This is a genomic window from Lewinella sp. JB7, assembly GCF_024297185.1.
In the GTDB taxonomy this organism is placed as follows: Bacteria; Bacteroidota; Bacteroidia; order Chitinophagales; family Saprospiraceae; genus Neolewinella.
In genome coordinates this window covers 1-19,509 of sequence record NZ_JANCTD010000008.1, presented here as the reverse complement: position 1 = coordinate 19,509, position 19,509 = coordinate 1, and the positions used below count along the sequence as shown (strand labels likewise).

Annotated in this window: 13 protein-coding genes and 2 rRNA genes; 6 read left to right on the top strand and 9 right to left on the bottom strand. The window is 61.2% G+C overall.

What is annotated here, in order from left to right; genetic code table 11:
• Positions 1 to 4: 4 nt before the first annotated feature.
• Positions 5 to 3,097 carry a glycosyl hydrolase gene (locus NMA52_RS14310; protein WP_254828377.1) on the bottom strand — a complete coding sequence of 1,031 codons (3,093 nt, stop codon included), beginning with the start codon at positions 3,095 to 3,097 and terminating at the stop codon, positions 5 to 7.
• 37 nt (positions 3,098 to 3,134) lie between these two features.
• Positions 3,135 to 4,091: a plasmid pRiA4b ORF-3 family protein gene (locus NMA52_RS14305; protein WP_254828376.1), complete on the bottom strand. Its 957-nt coding sequence runs from the start codon at positions 4,089 to 4,091 to the stop codon at positions 3,135 to 3,137.
• A gap of 36 nt (positions 4,092 to 4,127) precedes the next feature.
• On the opposite strand from NMA52_RS14305, the gene fdhD reads away from it, so the two are divergent.
• Entirely contained in the window at positions 4,128 to 4,949 is an 822-nt protein-coding gene (fdhD, locus tag NMA52_RS14300) for a formate dehydrogenase accessory sulfurtransferase FdhD (protein ID WP_254828375.1), read from the top strand.
• 18 nt (positions 4,950 to 4,967) lie between these two features.
• Positions 4,968 to 7,241 (top strand): FdhF/YdeP family oxidoreductase, encoded by a 2,274-nt coding sequence (locus NMA52_RS14295; protein ID WP_254828374.1) that lies wholly within the window; start codon positions 4,968 to 4,970, stop codon positions 7,239 to 7,241.
• 2 nt (positions 7,242 to 7,243) lie between these two features.
• On the opposite strand, the gene NMA52_RS14290 is transcribed toward NMA52_RS14295, so the two are convergent.
• Both NMA52_RS14290 and NMA52_RS14285 read right to left on the bottom strand, forming a co-directional pair.
• Positions 7,244 to 8,581: a DEAD/DEAH box helicase gene (locus tag NMA52_RS14290; RefSeq protein ID WP_254828373.1), complete on the bottom strand. Its 1,338-nt coding sequence runs from the start codon at positions 8,579 to 8,581 to the stop codon at positions 7,244 to 7,246.
• 50 nt (positions 8,582 to 8,631) lie between these two features.
• Positions 8,632 to 9,528: an AraC family transcriptional regulator gene (locus tag NMA52_RS14285; protein ID WP_254828372.1), complete on the bottom strand. Its 897-nt coding sequence runs from the start codon at positions 9,526 to 9,528 to the stop codon at positions 8,632 to 8,634.
• A gap of 318 nt (positions 9,529 to 9,846) precedes the next feature.
• On the opposite strand from NMA52_RS14285, the gene NMA52_RS14280 reads away from it, so the two are divergent.
• Genes NMA52_RS14280 through NMA52_RS14270 form a run of 3 tightly spaced genes read left to right on the top strand, consistent with a single transcriptional unit; the run spans position 9,847 to position 14,073 of the window.
• Entirely contained in the window at positions 9,847 to 10,443 is a 597-nt protein-coding gene (locus tag NMA52_RS14280; protein WP_254828371.1) for a hypothetical protein, read from the top strand.
• Between the two features lie 9 nt (positions 10,444 to 10,452).
• On the top strand, positions 10,453 to 11,625 hold the full coding sequence (locus NMA52_RS14275) for a DUF4249 domain-containing protein (RefSeq protein WP_254828370.1): 1,173 nt from the start codon (positions 10,453 to 10,455) through the stop codon (positions 11,623 to 11,625).
• 27 nt (positions 11,626 to 11,652) lie between these two features.
• A complete protein-coding gene (locus NMA52_RS14270; RefSeq protein ID WP_254828369.1) occupies positions 11,653 to 14,073 on the top strand; it encodes a TonB-dependent receptor domain-containing protein in 2,421 nt (806 codons plus the stop codon).
• On the opposite strand, the gene NMA52_RS14265 is transcribed toward NMA52_RS14270, so the two are convergent.
• On the bottom strand, positions 14,060 to 15,202 hold the full coding sequence (locus tag NMA52_RS14265) for an aminotransferase class V-fold PLP-dependent enzyme (RefSeq protein WP_254828368.1): 1,143 nt from the start codon (positions 15,200 to 15,202) through the stop codon (positions 14,060 to 14,062). The genes NMA52_RS14270 and NMA52_RS14265 overlap by 14 nt on opposite strands.
• Positions 15,203 to 15,316: 114 nt before the next feature.
• On the opposite strand from NMA52_RS14265, the gene NMA52_RS14260 reads away from it, so the two are divergent.
• Positions 15,317 to 16,582 (top strand): sodium:proton antiporter, encoded by a 1,266-nt coding sequence (locus NMA52_RS14260; RefSeq protein ID WP_254828367.1) that lies wholly within the window; start codon positions 15,317 to 15,319, stop codon positions 16,580 to 16,582.
• A gap of 5 nt (positions 16,583 to 16,587) precedes the next feature.
• Here the strand turns inward: NMA52_RS14260 and NMA52_RS14255 are convergent, their stop codons facing one another.
• The 4 genes from NMA52_RS14255 to NMA52_RS14240 all read right to left on the bottom strand — a co-directional run.
• Positions 16,588 to 17,364, bottom strand: a complete 777-nt coding sequence (locus NMA52_RS14255; RefSeq protein WP_254828366.1) for an SDR family oxidoreductase — start codon at positions 17,362 to 17,364, stop codon at positions 16,588 to 16,590.
• 18 nt (positions 17,365 to 17,382) lie between these two features.
• Positions 17,383 to 18,879, bottom strand: coding sequence for a S8 family serine peptidase (locus NMA52_RS14250; RefSeq protein WP_254828365.1), 1,497 nt, complete (start codon positions 18,877 to 18,879; stop codon positions 17,383 to 17,385).
• A gap of 165 nt (positions 18,880 to 19,044) precedes the next feature.
• Positions 19,045 to 19,157, bottom strand: a 5S ribosomal RNA gene (gene rrf, locus NMA52_RS14245).
• Between the two features lie 244 nt (positions 19,158 to 19,401).
• Positions 19,402 to 19,509: ribosomal RNA gene (locus NMA52_RS14240) — 23S ribosomal RNA — on the bottom strand; the annotation flags it as partial.

Genomic DNA, 19,509 nt, shown 5'->3' with positions numbered 1-19,509 from the left:
GGATCTACTTTCGCGACACCTTCTTCCCCTGCGGGGCGGCAATGACTTCCACCTGCCGCTCCAGGATCATGCGGTTATACGCGGGCACCCGTTCGTTGACGATGCGGTGATACTCGGCGATCTCGGCGTCGATCTTGGCGGTCAGCTCCTCCTTTACCTGGTAGGCGGCGGCGGTGGGCTTGTACGTGCCGATACCCGTAAGGCTATTGAGGTGAGCCAGCTTGTTGGTCAGCCGGATGGGGTAATTCAGGGGATCCTGGCCGCTCCGGTTTTTGGTCTGGTAAAGGGTTTCCTCGACCTCCGTCAGGGCATCAACAATCTCCTTGCCGTAGTCGATGAGTTCCTGATCCTCGATTCGTTCCTGGAAGTCGGTGATCTGCTGGCGAAGTTTACGGAGATCGATGATGACCTGGTGGGCCTCGCTGGTCTTGTCTTGTACCTCCTTCATGAAGGTGAACTGTGCCTGACGATCCGCTTCGGTAGCCTGCACCCGGGGATCGGCCTTGATCGTGAAGGGCTGCGACTGCACCCGTTCCCCGTAGGCGAAGGATACGGTGTAGTCACCCGGCAGGGCCATCGGTCCACCCGAACCGGCCCACCACAGGATCATACCGGGCACCTCGACCCCGTCGGGATAACGCAGGTCCCAGTTGATCACCTGCCCGCCGGATTTCAGTTCCAGCTTATTTTCCTTCTCCTTCGCCGCGGTACTCCAGCTGCGAATGGTGTCGCCGTCCTGCAGGACCGAAAGCACCATCGGGGTGGTATCCTTAGCGACTTCTTCACTCAGGTACAGGTGAAAGTTGACGCCCCCGGGGTGGTTTTGTCCGGAGGTGCGGTTGGTACGGCTGCTGCCGCCCATACGCCAGGCGTCGACGGGCCGGAAGAGGTGGAAGTCCGGATCGGCGGCCACGTCCTTCAGTTGCCGCAGGGGCGTGAGGTCGTCAACCAGCCAGAAACTCCGTCCCTGGGTAGCCACGATCAGGTTGTCGTCCTTGATGGCCAGATCGGTTACCGGTACGATGGGCATGTTTTGCTGGAACATGCGCCAGTTTTTGCCGTCGTCCAGGCTCATGTACAGACCGCTTTCCGTGCCGGCGAACAGTACGTCCGGGTTGCCGGGGTACTGGCGGAGTACCCGGGTAAAGTGATCCCGTTGAATTCCGCTGTCGATCCGGCGCCACGATTTTCCGTAATCCGCGGAGTGGTAGAGGTAGGGTGCGTAGTCTCCGGTCTTGTAGGCGGTTCCGGCGGCGTAGATGCCACCGTTTCCGCGCTGGTCGACGTCGAGGCTGTTCCACATGATGTACTTCGGTGCCCCCTTCGGCGTGACGTCCGTCCAGGTTTCGCCGTTGTCCCGGGTGACGTGGATGAGTCCGTCGTCGCTGCCGGTCCAGATCACGCCCGGTTCCTTGTTGCTTTCCGTGGCGGCGAAGATGGTGGCGTAGTATTCGACGCTGGTGTTGTCCTGGGTGATGGGGCCGCCGCTGCTCTTCAGTTTGTCCGCTTCGTTGCGGGTGAGATCGGGACTGATGATCTCCCAGGTTTCCCCCTCGTCGCGGCTGCGGTGCACGTGCTGGCTGGTCGTGTAGAGGGCCTGCGGATCGTTGGGGCTGAAGAAAATGGGGAAGTTCCACTGGAAGCGGTACTTCATGCCCTCCGCGCCGTAGCCCATGGGGTTGTCCGGCCAGACGTTGATGGCGCGAACTTGGTTGTTCTCGTGGTCGTAGCGGGTCAGGAAACCGCCGTAGCTGCCGCCGTACACGATGTCCGGGTTCCGGGGATCGGGGGCGATGTGGGCGGATTCTCCACCGGCGGTTTCTTCCCAGTCGGATTCGCCGATGGTACCACCGTCCGTGCGGTGCTGAATGCGGACGGTCGAGTTGTCCTGCTGTGCCCCGTAGATGCGGTAGGGGAAGCTGTTGTCGGTCACTACCCGGTAGAACTGGGCGGTGGGCTGGTTATGGTAGGTGCTCCAGTTCTCCCCCTGATCGAAGGACACCTGGGCGCCTCCGTCGTCGGCGATGACCATGCGCTCGTTGTTCTCCGGCGCGATCCAGAGATCGTGGTGATCGCCGTGGGGGGCGTTATTAGATTCGAAGGTGCGCCCGCCGTCGGTGCTGTGGTGGTAGGAGACGTTCATCACGTACACCCCGTCAATGTCCTGAGGATCGGCGTAAATGCGGGTATAGTACCAGGCCCGTTGCCGGAGGGCGCGGTCGTCGCTGCGGGCCGACCAGGTCTCTCCCCCGTCGTTGCTTACGTAAACGCCGCCGGCCTTTTCGTTTTCGATGATGGCGTACACCCGGTTACCGTCCACCGGGCTCACGGCCACGCCGTTAATGCCCCAGATGCCCTTGGGCAGTCCCTTGTTGCCGGTGATCTCCGTCCAGCTGTCACCGCCGTCGGTGCTTTTCCAGAGCCCGCTGCCCTCGCCGCCGCTCTCCAGGCTGTAGGGCGTACGGCGGATCTTCCAGGTAGAGGCGAAGAGTACGCGGGGGTTGGCGGGGTCCATACTGAGGTCCACGGCACCGGCGCCGGCATTGGCGAACAGGATGCGTTCCCAGTTCTTCCCGCCGTCCGTGCTGCGGTAGACGCCCCGCTCCTCCGTATCCTTGTACAGGTCGCCCATCACGGCGGCGTACACCAGGTCGGGATCGCGGGGGTGCACGCGGACGCGGGCGATGTGCCGGCTGTCCTTCAGTCCGATCTGCTCCCAGCTCTTGCCCCCGTCGATGGTCTTCCACATACCGTAGCCGTAGCTGACGTTGCCGCGTACGGTCTGCTCTCCGCCCCCGACGTAGATGACGTTGGGGTTGCTCTCGGCGACCGTGACGGCTCCGATGCTGCCGCCGAAGTAGCCGTCGGAAATGTTGGTCCAGGTCTGCCCGCCGTCCTTCGTCTGCCAGACGCCACCGCCGGCGGCACCGAAGTAGTACAGGTTAGGTTTATTGGCGACGCCCGTTACGGCTGCCGACCGACCTCCGCGAAAGGGGCCGATATTGCGGAATTCGAGGGAGGAGTAGAGGGAAGAATCGATCTCCTGGGCCGTAACGGTGAGTCCGCAGCACAGCAGGATAAGCGTGAGGAAGCGCATAGAAGTTGGTTGTGATTAGGGGCCTTAAGATAGCTAATTACACCACTGCGTGAAAACCGGCATCGCCGTACTTCCCGAGCCGTACGTTCGCCTGCTCGATATTGAAGGCGTCCGGGTGAAAATCCTGGGTCAGCCAGCCCGACATTTCCTCGTGGTCCGGATGATTGGGATCGTTAAGGGCTTCGAGCAAGCGCTTATACCCCGGAATGCCGCCGACGTCTTCGGGCGGACAAGCCCCCTGCCCCGCCGTGCATACGGGATAGTGGCGCCGGGCTTCGGGTTCTACTCTGGTCTCCAGCATAATGTCGTGGTACCAGGAATCCCCGCTGTCGAATTCGTAGCCGCACTGTTGTCCTTCGCTGACGAGCAGATCACAGAGCCGCGGTTCCTCGGTGCTCGGAAGTTCGCGGTCCATCTGGGGGTAAAACTGAAACTGTTCCGTTCCCCGCCAGCCCATGGCCGCCTGGATGATGTGGTGCAGGCGGGTTTCCCGCACGTCGGCCGGCACCAGTAGGCGGCGCCATATCTCGGGCTGGCTACCGTCCAGCGTCACGCGCAATTGGTAAATTTCCCGGCCGGGATCCGCCCGTTCCTCGACCAGGTCGGTCAGTTCCTCGGATTCCTCCATGACCGGGGCGGGGGCATCCGTCGGTTCCGCGGAGGAAGTGGGTATCGCGACCGGTTCGGCGGCGATCTGCTGCTCCGTTTCGGTGCCGAGCAGTCCGGCGAATGCCCGGGCGTAGTAATCCTCGAGCTCACCATCTACCTCGTCGGCCCCCTGCGTTTCCCGGTCCACGATCACGTCCCAGAGGGCTAGCAGCAGATCGTCCGTAGCGGGCTCCTCGGATACCGGCGGGTCCTCCTCCCGTCGCTCGAAATGCTCCCGGTAGCGCGCGTAGGCCGCGTTCACGTCGGCGGCCGTCAGGGCGGGGTGTTGCTTCCGCGCCCCGGCGGCGGCGTTTGCCAGGGCTTGTTGTAAATTGTCGGTCGGCATAATCGATTTATTCGCGCAAAGATACGTACTTGTCCTATGGCCATTTTCCTCACTGGGAGCCGGGAAAAGTCGGTACGAAAGTTCACCGACGGCACGGCCCGCAACTTTACCGACCGGGTCGCCGAGGAGGAACCGTTGGAGATTCGGATCGAGCACCGCGGTCGGTCACACGTCATCGCGGTCACGATGCGTACGCCGGGGGCGGACGTCGATCTGGCGACCGGATTTCTCTTCACCGAAGGACTGCTTCCTCCGGGACAAGCGGTGGGCGGCGGCGCGCGGGAGCAGGCTAATCGGGTAAGCCTGTCCTGGCCCCTGGCCGCTCCCCCCGATCTGCGCCGGATCGAACGAAACGGATACACGTCCAGCAGTTGCGGCGTATGCGGCAAGACGTCGCTCGACCTGGTCTTTCAGGCCATACCCTTTCCCCAGCATCCCGGCCGGACAAGCGTGGCCATCCCCGACCTCCTGACCCTGCCCGACCGGCTCCGGCAGGCACAGCAACTCTTCGCGGCCACCGGTGGGATCCACGCCGCCGGACTATTCACCCCGGCGGGGCAACTCCTGCACTTCGCCGAGGACGTCGGCCGCCACAACGCGCTCGATAAACTTATCGGACATTACTACCGCCGCGACGAACTCCCCCTCTACGATCGGGTATTACTTCTGAGCGGTCGGGCCAGCTTCGAGCTCCTGCAGAAGGCGGCCATGGCGGGCATCCCCTTCGTCGCCAGCGTGGGTGCCCCCTCCAGCCTCGCCGTCGAACTGGCCGAGGACCAGGGCATCACGCTGTGTGGTTTCCTGTGCCCCGACGGCTTTAACTGCTACACTCACCCCGAGCGGGTGCGTCCATCGTAATCGTAAAACTTGCCCTGCATGTCCGAACTGACCCCGCCCCGCCTCTCCGGCCTGGAGATCAAAGAACCCTCCACCAAGGCCGCCGGACTTACCGCGGTGCGGTACTCCCTCCGGCACGTCACCGAATACATGCACCTGGGAGAAGGACTGGAAACCCTCGCCAAACTGAACCAGAAGGGGGGCTTCGACTGCCCCGGATGCGCCTGGCCGGACCCCGACGGTAGCCGCACCCCCATGGCCGAATACTGCGAAAACGGGGTAAAGGCCATTGCGGAAGAAGCTACCAAGCGTCGCATTGGCGCTGACTTCTTCGCTAAACATACGGTGGAGGAACTGGGACGGTGGACCGACTACGAGCTCGGAAAAAGCGGACGGATCGCTCAACCATTGCACCTGCGCCCCGCCGCCAAAAACTACAGCCCGATCAGCTGGGCGGAAGCCTTCGCCCTGATGGCCGGCAAGCTCCGCGAGTTACACCCCGACGAGGCTATCTTCTACACTTCCGGGCGCACCAGCAACGAAGCGGCCTTCCTATACCAACTCTTCGTACGGCAGTACGGCACCAACAATCTGCCCGACTGCTCCAATATGTGCCACGAAAGCACCAGTAAGGCCTTGGCCGAAGTCATCGGGCTGGGCAAGGGTAGCGTCACCCTCGAAGACATTCACGCCGCGGATCTGATCATCTGCATGGGCCAGAACCCGGGAACGAACCACCCGCGCATGCTCTCGGCCCTGGAAACGATGAAAGAGAACGGCGGGCGCATGATCAGCGTCAACCCCCTGCCCGAGACCGGTCTGCTCAACTTCGTCAACCCCCAGCGCCCCCTCAAAGTCGTGACCGGAGGCACCGACCTGACCGACCTCTTCCTGCAGATCCGGATCAACGAAGACCAGTCGCTGCTGCGGGCCTGGCTGAAAATTCTGTACGACCGGGAAAAATCGGCTCCGGGAGAATACTTCGACCAGTCCTTTATCCGCGACTACACCTCGGGCTATCCGGAACTGGCCCGGCTATTGGAGGAAACCGACCTGGAGGCCTGCATCACCAATACCGGCCTGAGCCGTGAGGAGATCGAGGAATCCGCCGGCTTGATCCACGGCTCCTCGCGCATCATCGTCTGCTACGCGATGGGGCTGACCCAGCACGAAAACAGCGTCGACACCATCAAGGAGCTTGTCAATCTGCTGCTCGCGAAGGGTAGTATCGGCAAGCCCGGTGCGGGCATCTGTCCCGTACGCGGGCACAGCAACGTGCAGGGTGACCGTACCGTCGGGATCTGGGACAAACTGAAGCCCGAACTGGCCGAGGCCCTGCGGGAGTACTACCAATTCGAACCACCGACCGTGGATGGCTACGACGTCCTGCGCAGCATGGAAGCCATGGCCGGCGGGCGCGCCAAATTCTTCTTCGGCATGGGCGGCAACTTCGTCAGCGCCACGCCGGATACGGAACTGACGGCCCGTGGATTACGCAACTGCGACATGACGGTGCACGTGTCCACTAAACTGAACCGCAGCCACCTGGTCCACGGACGGGAGGCGCTGATCCTACCCTGCCTGGGCCGCACCGAACGGGACCTACAGGCCACGGGCGAACAGTTCGTCAGTTGCGAGAACAGCATGGGCGTAGTACAACTGAGCAAGGGCGTACTGGAGGTCGAGGATATGGACCTGATGAGCGAATGCGCGATCGTGTGCGAACTGGCCCGCCGTACCCTGCCGGAGTCGCGGGTGCCCTGGGTGGCCTACCGGAAGGATTACGATCTGATCCGCGACGCCATTGCCGCCTGCATTCCCGGCTTCGCGCGCTACAACGAAAAAGTGCGGGAGCCCGGAGGCTTCTACCTGCCCAACGGACCGCGTCGGCGCCGCTTCGACACCTCCGACGGCAAAGCCCAGTTCTCCGTAACCGACCTATCCCCCCACACTCTCGCGGACGGGGAGTACCTGATGACCACGGTGCGGAGCCACGACCAGTATAACACCACGGTATACGGATTACACGATCGATACCGGGGCGTCCACAACGAGCGTCGCATCGTCATGATGCATCCCCTGGACGTGAAGGCACTGGGCGCGGACGCGGGAGCCATTGTCCATCTGACGAGCCATTACGCCGGTAAGGAACGGGTGGCGGAACAGTTCCAGCTGGTCCCCTACTCCATTCCCCGGGGCTGCATCGCCACCTACTTTCCGGAAGCCAACGTGCTGGTCCCGAGCGAGGTGGCGGCACGCGGCAGCAACTGTCCGATCAGTAAGTCGGTGCGGGTGCGGGTGCACCTGACGTAGCCCTACTTCCCCTTCCGGTTCTTCTTGCGCTTTTTGCCTCCCTTGAGCCGGTTGCGGTGCTTCTGCAATTCCTGGCGGGTCATGGGTCGCTTTTTATTCGTCTCCTTCTTTTCGTGGAACGCTCCCTCCGGGGATACTTCGATCTTCACCTCGGGAATAGGCTGGTTGGAGACGGGCATCTCCTCGGCGATCAGCACGTTGGAGATCGCTACGGCATCCGGCAGGGGGAGCACCTCGACGACCTGGTTCATCAATTGCTCGATGGCCTCCAGAGCAGGCAGCTCGGCCTCGGTGGTGAAGGTGATGGCCGTGCCCGTGCGGTCGGCGCGGCCGGTACGACCGATGCGGTGCATGTAGTTTTCGGGAAGGTCCGGCGTATCGACGTTGATGACGTGGGAAACGTCGCTGAGGTCGAGTCCGCGGCTGACGAGATCGGTAGCCAGCAGCACGCGGTGCTCTCCGGACTGGAAGCGTTCGAGGCTCCGAAAGCGGTAATTCTGACTTTTATTTCCGTGGATTACGCCGATCTGGTCCGGATAGTCCGCCTCCAGTTCGTCGTAGAGCAGGTCCGCGTACTTTTTCCCGGGCGTGAAGACCAGTACCCGGTGGTAGGTTTCGGCGTCCGCCAGCAGGTGACGGAGCAGGTTGACCTTGGTGTTGAAGTTCGGCACGCGGTAATCGAACTGCCGGATATTTTCCAGGGGCGTTCCGGTGGGGGCGGCCTCGACGGTTTCGGGAAAATTGAAGGTGTCAGCGATGATGGCTTCCACTTCCGGGGTCATGGTGGCGGAGAACAGCAAGTTTTGCCGCCGTTCGGGCAGCAGATCGAAGAGCTTGGTGAGCTGGGGAAGGAATCCGAGTTCCAGTAGTTCGTCCACTTCGTCGATGACCAGGTGCTTCAGGGCTTTGAACTTGAGACTTCCGATCACGGTGAGATCGTACAGTCGGCCCGGCGTGCCCACCACGAAATCGCAGCCCTGTTCGACGGCCGCCGCGTTCACTTTGAGGTTCACGCCCCCGTACACGCCGACCGTGACCACGTTGAGGTAGGCCGTGAGCTTTTCGATCTCCTCGACGACCTGCACCACCAGTTCGCGGGTGGGAACGACGATGAGCGTCTGGGGGTACGGATGTTTCTGGAACTTCCACCGACGCAGCAGGGGCAGGAGAAAAGCGAGCGTCTTGCCGGTACCCGTCTGGGCGATGCCGACCACGTCGCGACCGGACATGATGACCGGGAAGGCACGCGACTGAATGGGGGTGGGATGTTCCAGGCCGAGGTCGGTCAGCGCGTTCAGCAGGGGATTGGACAAGTTCAGGTCGGAAAAGCGGTCGGACATATCCATATCAACACCTGAGCCGCCGTGGGTTGAGCCGTCGGGTAAGAAATTTACTCCGGGATACCGCCCCGTACGTGGAGCTTGAACGCGCTGCGGTATTCCGTGGCGGTCTTACCGGTATGCTTCTTGAAGGCGCGGTTGAACTGACTTACCGTATTGAAACCGCTATCGTAGGCGACGTTCTGGACCGTGCTGTGGTCGTCGGCAAGCAGTTTGCAGGCGTACACGATCCGGTAATCGTTGAGGTAGGTGACGAAGGTTTTGCCCGTCGTTTTCTTGAAGTAGCGGCAGAAGGCGGGCACGGTCATGGCGGCTACGCCGGCGATCTCGTCGAGGGGGATGTCCCGGGCGAAATTGGTGTGGATGAACTCCTGAATCTCGTTGAAGCGCTCGAAGCCGTGGGTCTCCACTTCCAGGTGGAAGCCCTCGGCATTGAGTTCCTCGTATTCCGTGCTGATCGCCAGTTCGTTGAGAATGTCCACGAGCAGCAGCAGCCGGCCGAGGGGCGGCAGGTCGATCAGTCGCTCCAGCCGGCTGCCGAGCACGGTCCGGGTGGTGCCGTAGAAGCTGATGCCGTTGCGGGCACGGTACATGAGTTCTTTCACCTTCCGCATTTCGGGGAGTTCGAGAAACTCACCGGTAGGGAAGTTCTCGGCGAACTGCACGACGGTTTCCTTCTCGTTGTTGGTCACCCGATTGGTGAAGCCCAGGTGGGGGAGGTTGGAACCGATGAGGATCAGTTCGCCGTCGCGGTAGTGACTGATGTGGCTGCCGACGTGACGCCGGCCGTGGCCCCCGCGGACGTACACCAGCTCCAGCTCGGGGTGGAAGTGCCACTTCGGAAGCTTATCCGCCCGCAGGCGGGGTTCGGGGTAGTGCTTTACGAGAAACGAAGTACCGGGAGCGGGCGTGACCTGTTCACGGACAGGTTGCGTTTGCGTTTCCATTCGGATGCTGTTTGGGGCATATCGGCGGCGTGGGGAAGCACCGCAATTAAAAGTCGTTGCAACGGGTAAACGCCCGGCCAGGCCGAATAGTTACCCGGCCGGGTACGCGGAGATTACCCCGGATTGCGCACCGTTTAACCCTCGGCGGTCACCGGGGTAAAATGCGCGCGACGGTTGCCAATTTATGCGTCGGTCGGAGCGGTCACACCTCTGACCTTTGCAGTGCAAGGAGTTGATCACGCACCGGTACGAACACTCTTCTACCGGAAACCAAGGTAAATCCTAACCGCATTTCTCAACCCCTATAACGCAACAACCATGAAAACCATTCTTCTCACCCTCCTTCTCGTGACCGCCGCCGCCGTACTGCCCGCATCGGTCAAGCCCGCAGACCTTATCGTCCAGGCCGATCCGGCGTCCCGCACCCTGACGCTACGGACCACCAGTGGTATGGACGTGCCGACCACCCTGAAAATCATCGACGAGAACGGACTCGTCCTGCATACCTCCCAGCTCGACTCGGGCGCTTACCTCAGCAAGCGCTTCCAACTGGACGCGCTGCCCGCCGGTAAATACTCCGTAGTACTGACCGACGTCGTCAGCACGACCAGCCAGCCGATCGTGATCGACCATCAGGGTGTCTTCGCCGACCCCGCCCTGGCTACCCGGACGTACTACCCCCACGTCGAGCTGAAGGACGACCTGCTGACGGTAAACTACCTCAACCACACCGGCCGGTCGGTATACATCCGTCTCTACGACCAGTACGGTCAGGAAGTGATCGCCGATCGCCGGCCCGGTACCGCGGTCGTACAGCGCGCCTACAACCTGGAGAACCTGCCCACCGGCGAGTACTTCGTGATGATCAGCTCCGGCGACATCAAGAGCCACACGACGAGTCTGCTGCTCGACTAAGAATTTTGCATGATCGACTTTAAGTTTCGCCCCTTCGCCCTTCCGGCGGAGGGGCCTTTTTTTGTGTACCTTTCTCCGAAGTACCCCCACATGGCCCAGTGCATCAGTCCCCTGCTTGTAATGTTGCTACTGACTGCCTGTGTCGACCCGGTGGCTCCGGAATACGATTACGCGACCGGTTTTCTGCTGGTGGAAGGGCGGATCGTCGATCGCCCCGGGTATAGTCAGGTACGCATCAGCCGCAGCACCTACGAGTTCGGCGTATACCGGCTCGCTCCCCTGACGGATCTGGCCGTCGTGAGTATCGAGGACGGCACCCGGGAAACCCCGTGGATCACCGGAGAGGAAGCCGGCACCTACGTCCCCCCCGCTTCCTTCCGGGCCGAGCCGGGACGAAGCTACGCGATCCGCGTAATCACGGAACGGGGGGAACGGATCGAATCGGAGGCCGAAGTCATGCCGCCGCCCGTTCCCCTGCGGGACATACGTATGCGCTTCGACCAGGAAGCTTACTACAGTGTCGATCGCGGGCGATTTATTCCGGCATTTACCTTACTCGCGGACTTTGACGATCCGGCGGGATCGGACAACTTCTACCAGCATAAGTATCGTACGTGGTCGCAAACCGCTATCTGCGCCACCTGCTACGGCGGCGTGTACCGGGGGGGCGAATGCGTCGACCAGCCCCGGGTGGACTACTACGACTACCTCTGCCTGGGAACCTGCTGGACCATTGACCGCAATCCTAACTTCCGGCTGCTGAGCAACGAACGGAACCCCGGCGGACGGTACCGCGACTTCCCCGTCGCGCGCTTCGACTTCGTCGGCTCCGGCGGGATCCTGGCCGAAGTGGAGCAGTACACGCTCAGCCGGCGGGCCCACGCTTACTTCGGCGTCATCAACGATCTGACGGAGGGCAGCGCCGGCCTGAATGCCCCGCTCCCCGCCCCCCTCTACGGCAACCTGCAGGACCGCAGCGGACTGCAAACCAGCGTGCTGGGTTACGTGGCCGCCGCGGCGCTGACTACCGATCGGCTGTACTGGAACCGCGACACGGTACCGGGCACTCCGGTAGTGGGCCGGCGAGTCGCCCGCCTCGAACCCCTCTCCCCCGCTCCACCCAGTGCCCCTTGCAGTGGTCCGAATTTCACGTCGGAGCAACCGGAGGGGTGGCTTAATTGATTCATATTGCTCCCGCGCACCCGCCCTATGCACGCTACTCCCCGTTACTGGATCATCTTTCTGCTGTCGCTTAGCGTTGCGGCGCTCACCGGTCAGGGAACTTCCGCAGTGCTGGTGCGGGTAACGGATGCCGAAACGGGAGTGCCCCTTCCCTACGTCAATGTCCAGATCGCCAATACGGTCATCGGCGGTTTGACGGATGACGACGGTGTCTATACCTTCAAATTCTCCGGCAGGGCTACGGTCATGGTATCCGCGGTGGGTTACGACCAGCGTAAGGAGACCGTCGATATCGTACGTAGCGATACGCTTTCCTTTCCCCTCACTCCGGTGGCGGAAACCTTAGCGACCGTGACCGTGAGCAGTAACGACGCGAGCCAGCGCCTGGAGCGGCCACTGATGGGCGTGGAAAGGCTCAGCATGCAGGAGATCGAACTGCTGCCGGTCGCCCTGGGGGAGGTGGACGTGTTCCGGGGACTGCAACTCGTCAGTGGGGTGAACTCGGCCGGGGAGGCCAGTAACGGACTGAGCGTACGCGGTGGGACCATCGACCAGAATCTGGTGCTGCTGGACGGGGCTCCCATCTTCACCCCCACTCACCTGTTCGGCTTGTTCTCCGTATTCACTCCGGACGCCGTGGGCAGCGTGGATCTGTACCGGGCCAACGTCCCGGCGCGGTTCGGCGGCCGGGTCACTTCGGTGGTCGACGTCAGGACGCGTAACCCGACCAGCAATCGTCTTCGCATGCAGGGGGGTATCGGGCTGGTTTCCAGCCGGCTGAGCGTGGAAGCGCCCGTCACGAAGGATCAGCGACTCAAGGTGCTCGCCGCTGGTCGCGTAGGCGTAAACGACTTCGTTTTCCGGGCCTTCGAGCGCCTGAAAAATACCCGCAGCAAGTTCGTAGACGGAAGCCTCAAACTGCGGTATACCCCAAACGAAACCGACGTGTGGACCGTATCTACTTTCTACAGCCGCGACGTGTACGAGATCGATCTCCTGAACAGTTTCGCCGGTGTGGTAGCGGCCAGCAACCAGTACGACTACGCTACCCACAACGTGAGTGCGGAATGGCTGCGGCTCATCAACGAGTCGCTTAGCTTACAGTCCCGCATCGTACGCAGTGATCACCGACCGCGGGTCAATTTTCCGGAAGTGGGGAGCGACAACATCGTGCGCTACGATTCGCGCATCCAGTACACCAGCCTGCGCAGCGGGCTGGACTTCCAGCCCCGGCCAGGCCACCGACTTTCGGGGGGTGTCCAGCTGCTGAGGTACGCCATCGATCCGGGCCGTCTCGATCCGGGCACGTCCACCAACGTGCAGGCCGCCACTACCGCGCGGGAACAGGCCGCCGAAGTGAGCGTCTACGCCGAGGAAGAATGGAAGCCCCACCCCACGCTGACGATCTCGGCGGGCCTGCGGTACACCCGTTTCCTGCAACTTGGCCCCGGCCAGCAACGCATCTACCCGGACGAGGACCGGCTGGACGGATCTTACAACTCCGTCGTCGACTACACCGGCGGGCAGACGATGGCTTCCTACGGCGGGTTCGAGCCCCGGCTCGGGCTGAGCTGGCAATTCGCCGACCGGAGCAGCATTAAAGCAGCTTATGCGCTTAACCGGCAGTACCTGCAGAATATTTTCAACTCGACTACCCCCCTGCCCAGTAGCCGGTGGAAGGTCGCGGACAACAATATCCGGCCCCAGATGAGCCAGTTGTTCAGTGCGGGGCTGTACCAGGTTGTTGGCGAAGGAGCCGTAGAGCTGAGCCTGGAAATCTACTTCCGGCGGATAGAAAACCTTCTGGAATACAAGCCCGGGGCTGACTTCTTCCTGAACCCCACGGTAGAGTCCGATCTCCTTCAGGGGGAAGGGCGGGCGTACGGCGCCGAAGTCGGACTGCGGAAGACCAGCGGTAAACTGACCGGGCAGATCAACTACACCTACGCCAGATCCCAGAACCGGGTCACGGGAAGCAATCTGCTCACCACGATTAACGGCGGACGGTGGTACAACGGTTACTTCGACCAGCCCCACACCGTCAATACGAATTTTACGGTCGACGACGGGCGCACCCACCGGGTCAGCCTCAACCTATTGGTTCAGAGCAACCGCCCCTACAGCATTCCGAATGGCTACTTGGCCATTGACGAGCTTTCCGTACCGATCTTCCTGGAGCGGAATAACGCCCGACTGCCCGTCTACCACCGACTCGATCTCAGCTGGACCATCCACAACGCCGGCATGACCAAGAAGCGTTGGGTAGGTGACTGGACCGTCACGCTATACAATCTGTACGGCCGCAAGAACGCCTACAACATCTACTACCAGCCCCGCACGAGCGGTCAGGACGCGAATGTTTTCGGCAACAGCCCCCTCGGGAGTTACCGCCTGACCATCTTCGGCGCACCGATTTTCAGTCTGGCCTACAGCTTCAAGTTCGAATAGCGGCCCGGAGCGCGGCCACCGTACGGTGCATTTCCTCGGGCAGATTATATACGCTGGGGGAGATCCGTATGAGCTCACCCCGGTAGCTGACGGACACCCGGCGCTCCGCCAATTCCCGCTGCGCCTTATCCATCTCCATATTCGGTGGCAGCCGCAGGCCGATCAGGTGGTGTGCGCGAACCACCGGCAGCGCGATACCGAGGTCTCCGAGGTCATCCTCGATTTCCCGCCAGAGGGCGGCGGTATACTCCTGTACGCGTTCGGGCCGCCATTCCAGCAACTGGTCGAGGGCCGCCTGTTGCATGGGAATGCTCAGAAAGTTGCTGTGCTGCCCTACGGAATACCGGCCGGCGAGCGGGCGATACGCGTGGCGGTAGTCGGCGAGCCGGCTAAAGTCGTGACTGCCGTCGCGATTGATCCAGTTTTCCTCCAGCGGTACGCCGTCGTCCATGCGGGGTCCGTACCAGGCATACCCACATCCGTAGGGTCCGAGCAGCCACTTATAGCCCCCGGCGATGAGGGCATCGGGGCGAATGTGCTCCACGTCAAAGGGCAGGGCGCCGATCGATTGGGTACCGTCGATGATGAGCCAACTGCCCACCTCTTCCGTCCGCGTGCGGATCGCCGCCAGATCGAAGGGCGTACCGTCGGACCAGTGTACGTGGGGCATGGCAACGGCCGCGGTATCCTCGTCGATGGCCTGCAGCACGGCATCGGTCCAGCGTTCTCCGTTTCCCGGCCGGGCGACCGTGACCAAGTGAGCTCCTGCGTCCGCGCACTTCCGGTGCCAGGCGTAAAAATTGCTCGGAAACTGATCCTGCAGCACGATGATCTTCTGTCCGCGTAGTAGTGGCAGGTTTTTGGCGACCGTAGCAATGCCGTAGCTGGCGGCCGGGATCAGTGCCACCCGATCGGCTTCCCGGGCGTTGATCAGGCGGGCAAAGGTTGCGCGGAGCCGGTCTACGGGTTCGAAAAACGCATCGATGGGCATACCGCTGTTTTCCTCCCGCCACCTCAGGGCTGCCCGGGCCGCCGCCGCGCCGGCGATCAGCTGCGGAGAACGGCTGGCCCCGTTGAGGTAGGCATCGTCGGCGGCGAGCGGGAACAGGTGGCGTTGATTGTCTAACATGGGGGAAGATTCGGCGGGTACGCGGGTGCAATGCGGGGCAAGATAGAGCGAGCCGATTTGGCAAACGAACTAAGACTTTCCCGTTGGGGTTGGTTCACAAACCCCCTCCCGAAGTTGACCACCCATATCCTTTTGTTGTTGCTGGCCGGCATCGCTTTGCTGGGCACCTTCATCATCCCCAGCCTGATCCGGAATAAGATGGTCAGTTTGCCCATTATCTACGTTGCCTTCGGCTTTTTCGTCTTTCGCCTGCCGCTCGATCTTCCCCTCATGAATCCCGAGGATGCCCGACTGGATCGGCAGCTTATGGAGTACATCACGGAGTTTATCGTGATCGTTAGCCTGGCCGCCACGGGACTTAAGCTCGATCGCGATCCGTCCCTCAAAAATTACAGTACGGGGCTTTACCTCCTCGGCATCGCCATGCCGCTGACGATCGCCGCCGTCGCCTTTCTGGGGTGGTGGTGGGTGGGGCTAGCACCCGCTACCGCGATCCTGCTGGGGGCCGTCCTGGCGCCGACCGATCCAGTACTGGCGGCCAACGTACAGGTGGGACCACCGAACGAGGACGTTCCCGAAGACGACGTGCGCTTTGGCCTCACCCTGGAGGCGGGCCTTAACGACGGACTGGCCTTCCCCTTCGTTTACCTGGCCATCGCGCTGGTGGGGGCTACGTCGATCACCGATACGCTCCTCGAGTGGGCCTGGTGGGACCTGGGGTACCGCGTGGGTATGGGAACCCTGATGGGCGTGCTCATGGGCAAGGGGCTCGGCTACCTCTTCTTCAAGTTCAAGGATAGGATGTCAGCGGTTCGGGAGACGGAAGTGGAATCCGGGTTCTTCATTCTGGCCGCCACCCTCCTGACGTACGCCCTGACGGAGATGACCGAGGGCTACGGTTTCCTGGCCGTCTTCGTGGCTTCCGTCGTGAGCCGGCGCGTACGTAACGACGATATGGCCAAGGAGGCCGAAATCGAAAGTTACGAGGCGGCCGACCAGGTGGAACAGGCGATCCTGGGTATTTTCCTGATCGCCTTCGGCGGAATTATCGGCACCGGCGGATTGAACGATCTGACGCTGAACGGAGCGCTGACCGGGGTGGTCCTGTTACTGGTCATTCGACCGCTGTCGGGCTTCATCAGTTTTCTGCCCTCCAAACTGCCGTGGGTGGAGAAGGTAGCCATCAGCTACTTCGGGATCCGGGGAGTCGGATCGCTGTACTACCTGGCCTACGCCCACAACAGCGAGGCATTTCCCGCCATCGACACTATTTGGTCGATCGTCAATTTCACTATTCTGGTGTCCATCTTCCTGCACGGCATAAGCGTGGGACCAGTGATCAAGTGGGTCGATCGGCGCATGGGCCGCCCGGAACGTTAGGGGGGTTAGCCGGTCAGGAAACGGGTAAGTCCCCCATCCACGGTAACGGTCTGCCCGGAGATGTAGCGGGCGGCGGGCGACACCAGGAATGCGGCCAAGCGGGCGAATTCTTCCGGATCGCCTAAGCGACCGATCGGTACTTCCGCCAGAAATTGCTTCTCCACCTCGTCGATGGATTTATTCTGTAAACTGGCCGCCTGCTCCAGCACCGTCGTAATGCGATCCGTTGCGTGGTAGCCGGGAGCGATGATGTTCGCGTTTACCCCGTAGGGGCCTTCTTCGCGACTCAGCGTCTTAACGAAACCGGCAACCGCCGCCCGGAATGCGTTGCTCAGGACCAGGTTGTCGATCGGTTGCTTTATGGATACGCTCTCCACGAAGAGCAAAGTGCCGGCCCGCCGTTTCCGAAATCCGGGCAGTAAGGCTTTCGTTAACTGGATCTTCCAGCGTAGCGTACTTGCGTAGGCCGCGTCCCAGTCGCTCATGCCGAGTTCGAGTACCGTGCCCGGCGGTGGTCCCCCCGAGTTAAATATGCATCCGTCTACTTGCCGAGTGACCAGTTCCTCGCCCAGCGCGCGTACGTCGGCACTTTCGTTGAGGTCCGCGGCAAAGGCCACGAATTGCGTTCCGTAGGACTCGGTGAGCTCCGCCAGCGTGGTTTGGTTCCGGCCAATGCCGATCACCGTAGCTCCCTCCCGGATGAGTCGTTCGGTGATCGCGCGCCCCAGTCCACTGGTCGCTCCACCAACCGCGAACGTCTGCTTACTGATCTGTAGATCCATAGAAAGCAAAGTACGGCATTAGCGCGCTATTCTGGCGAGGGTGGCGGCCGGTTGTACGATACGACCGGTGATGCGGGTTTCGGACGATTCTCTTCCGGTTTCATGAATGATGCGGTAAGCGTCCCGGTGGTTTAGGGCGGGGTCGATGGATTTCATCACCCCGATCAAACCGGCCACGAACGGACAGGCCATACTGGTGCCGCTATAGCTTTTGTAGCCGTTGCCGGGAACCGTGCTGTAAATGCCTACGCCCGGGGCCGCGATGGCCATTTCGATCTTGTCCGTCCGATTGCTGAAGGGAGCCCGCAGCAGTAACTGATCGATGGCGGCGACGGTGATCATACCGTCGGCGTTGGCGGGGGCGTAATCCTTGGCGTCCCGGTTCGAGTTTCCGGCGGCGGCGACCACCACCGCGCCGTTGCGGTGGGCGTACTGGATGGCGGCACTATAAGCGCGCTGACTGCTCTGGGTACTGCGCCCGCCGAGGCTGAGCGAGATCACGTCGGCTCCCTCGTCCGTAGCTTCGATGATACCGGCAATGATGGTTTTCTGGGTTCCCATTCCTCCGGCACTGAGCACCTTCACCGAGCTGATCTCGACGAAGGGACTGTCGCCCCCTCCGGCCAGACTACCGATGCCGATGCCGTTATTGGTCACGCCGGCCGCGATGCCGGCGCAGTGCGTACCGTGACCGTGGGGATCGTTGTCGTACTTACTCTCGATGGAAAAGTAATTGTCCGTCAAATCCTCGTGATCTCCGTCGACCCCGGTGTCCAGGATCACGACTTTGGCCTGTTTGCGGGGACGAAGCTGGTGAAGTAAGCGGTAGTAATCGTCCATTTGCAGTACCTCCATCGCCCACTGCTCACCGGTAAAGGGATCGTTGATGCTCAGCGACTGCTTTCCCGCCGGCAGATCGCGGTCACCTACGATAAAGGGTTCTACCTGAATGGTCTCGTTAGGTTCCGAGTAGAGGACGGTAGTCAGCGCGTTCAGGACTTCGGCATCCAGCGGGCGGTCGGCGTTGCCGGAGAGGGTGTAGTAGTTATCGAGATAGGTCTCGGAAGCTGCTTCGGGGAAGAACGCGCGTTCCACCCGGTAATGGTTCATCCTGGCAAAATCCTCGAGTTGTTGTGCGGTCGCGCCTTCGTGCAATTCAACCAGGTAGCTCCAGTCGTCATCCGTCGCCGATGTGAACGTCTCGACCTCCTCATCCGTGTTGATCAGTTCGTCGAGATAGTGTACGGCGGCGAACATACCGAAAATGAGCACCACGGCCATCCAGACCGATATTTGCTTCTTCACGGCCATGGACTGTACGAAGCCCACCATACCGAGCATGATGAAGTCCTTCAGGATCTTGGGAAACGCACTGGCCGCCGTGGATACGGAGGCGAAATCTTCCCAGGCCATGACCCCTACCCCGAGGTAGGTGAGCATCATCCAGACGGGAGCTTCTCTTGCGTTGCGGCGCCAGAACCAGACGGATAGAACGAGGGCGGTAAGGAGTAACATGGCGGCGGTTATTTTCCTAAATATAAGGATTACTGCCCTGCGGACGAATCCTTTATCGACGTACGTCATATCAACGTCCGCGGCCCGCTATTGGTTAAATCGCCTTTGGTATGGGTATAAATGACACGAGCCCCACCGACGCGTGTCGGCAGGGCTCGTGATAAAAATTGGCGGCGACCTACTCTCCCGGGATCAAGTCCAAGTACCATCGGCGCTGGGCAGCTTAACTTCTCTGTTCGGAATGGTAAGAGGTGATCCTGCCCGCTGTAGCCACCAAAGTCTTTGCATCCCGACTACAGTAACGTCGTGGAGACATTGCGGCCGGGATCGTTTCTTTGGTAACGATCAACAAGTTCGATAAGAGAGCTTCAGTCCTTTTTAGTGCTGGATTTACCATCCACATCAAGACCGATTACTTAAAATTAATACTTTTCCACAAGCGTGCTGCTTTATCGGATTCTTACTCATAAGTCTCAGAAACAGTTGATTCAACTAGTTACTTAAACCCACTTCAAAGAAAAAATAAAGGAAGCTGTCGGGCGATTAGTATTGCTCGGCTCCATACGTTACCGCACTTCCACCTACAACCTATCAACGCACTCATCTGGTGCGACCCTTTAGGGACCGAAG

Excerpts from the sequence above, each read along its gene's own strand:
- NMA52_RS14310 (WP_254828377.1), bottom strand. The coding sequence starts at position 3,097 with ATGCGCTTCCTCACGCTTATCCTGCTGTGCTGCGGACTCACCGTTACG.
- NMA52_RS14305 (WP_254828376.1), bottom strand. The coding sequence starts at position 4,091 with ATGCCGACCGACAATTTACAACAAGCCCTGGCAAACGCCGCCGCCGGG.
- fdhD (WP_254828375.1), top strand. The coding sequence starts at position 4,128 with ATGGCCATTTTCCTCACTGGGAGCCGGGAAAAGTCGGTACGAAAGTTC.
- NMA52_RS14295 (WP_254828374.1), top strand. The coding sequence starts at position 4,968 with ATGTCCGAACTGACCCCGCCCCGCCTCTCCGGCCTGGAGATCAAAGAA.
- NMA52_RS14290 (WP_254828373.1), bottom strand. The coding sequence starts at position 8,581 with ATGTCCGACCGCTTTTCCGACCTGAACTTGTCCAATCCCCTGCTGAAC.
- NMA52_RS14285 (WP_254828372.1), bottom strand. The coding sequence starts at position 9,528 with ATGGAAACGCAAACGCAACCTGTCCGTGAACAGGTCACGCCCGCTCCC.
- NMA52_RS14280 (WP_254828371.1), top strand. The coding sequence starts at position 9,847 with ATGAAAACCATTCTTCTCACCCTCCTTCTCGTGACCGCCGCCGCCGTA.
- NMA52_RS14275 (WP_254828370.1), top strand. The coding sequence starts at position 10,453 with ATGATCGACTTTAAGTTTCGCCCCTTCGCCCTTCCGGCGGAGGGGCCT.
- NMA52_RS14270 (WP_254828369.1), top strand. The coding sequence starts at position 11,653 with ATGCACGCTACTCCCCGTTACTGGATCATCTTTCTGCTGTCGCTTAGC.
- NMA52_RS14265 (WP_254828368.1), bottom strand. The coding sequence starts at position 15,202 with ATGTTAGACAATCAACGCCACCTGTTCCCGCTCGCCGCCGACGATGCC.
- NMA52_RS14255 (WP_254828366.1), bottom strand. The coding sequence starts at position 17,364 with ATGGATCTACAGATCAGTAAGCAGACGTTCGCGGTTGGTGGAGCGACC.
- NMA52_RS14250 (WP_254828365.1), bottom strand. The coding sequence starts at position 18,879 with ATGTTACTCCTTACCGCCCTCGTTCTATCCGTCTGGTTCTGGCGCCGC.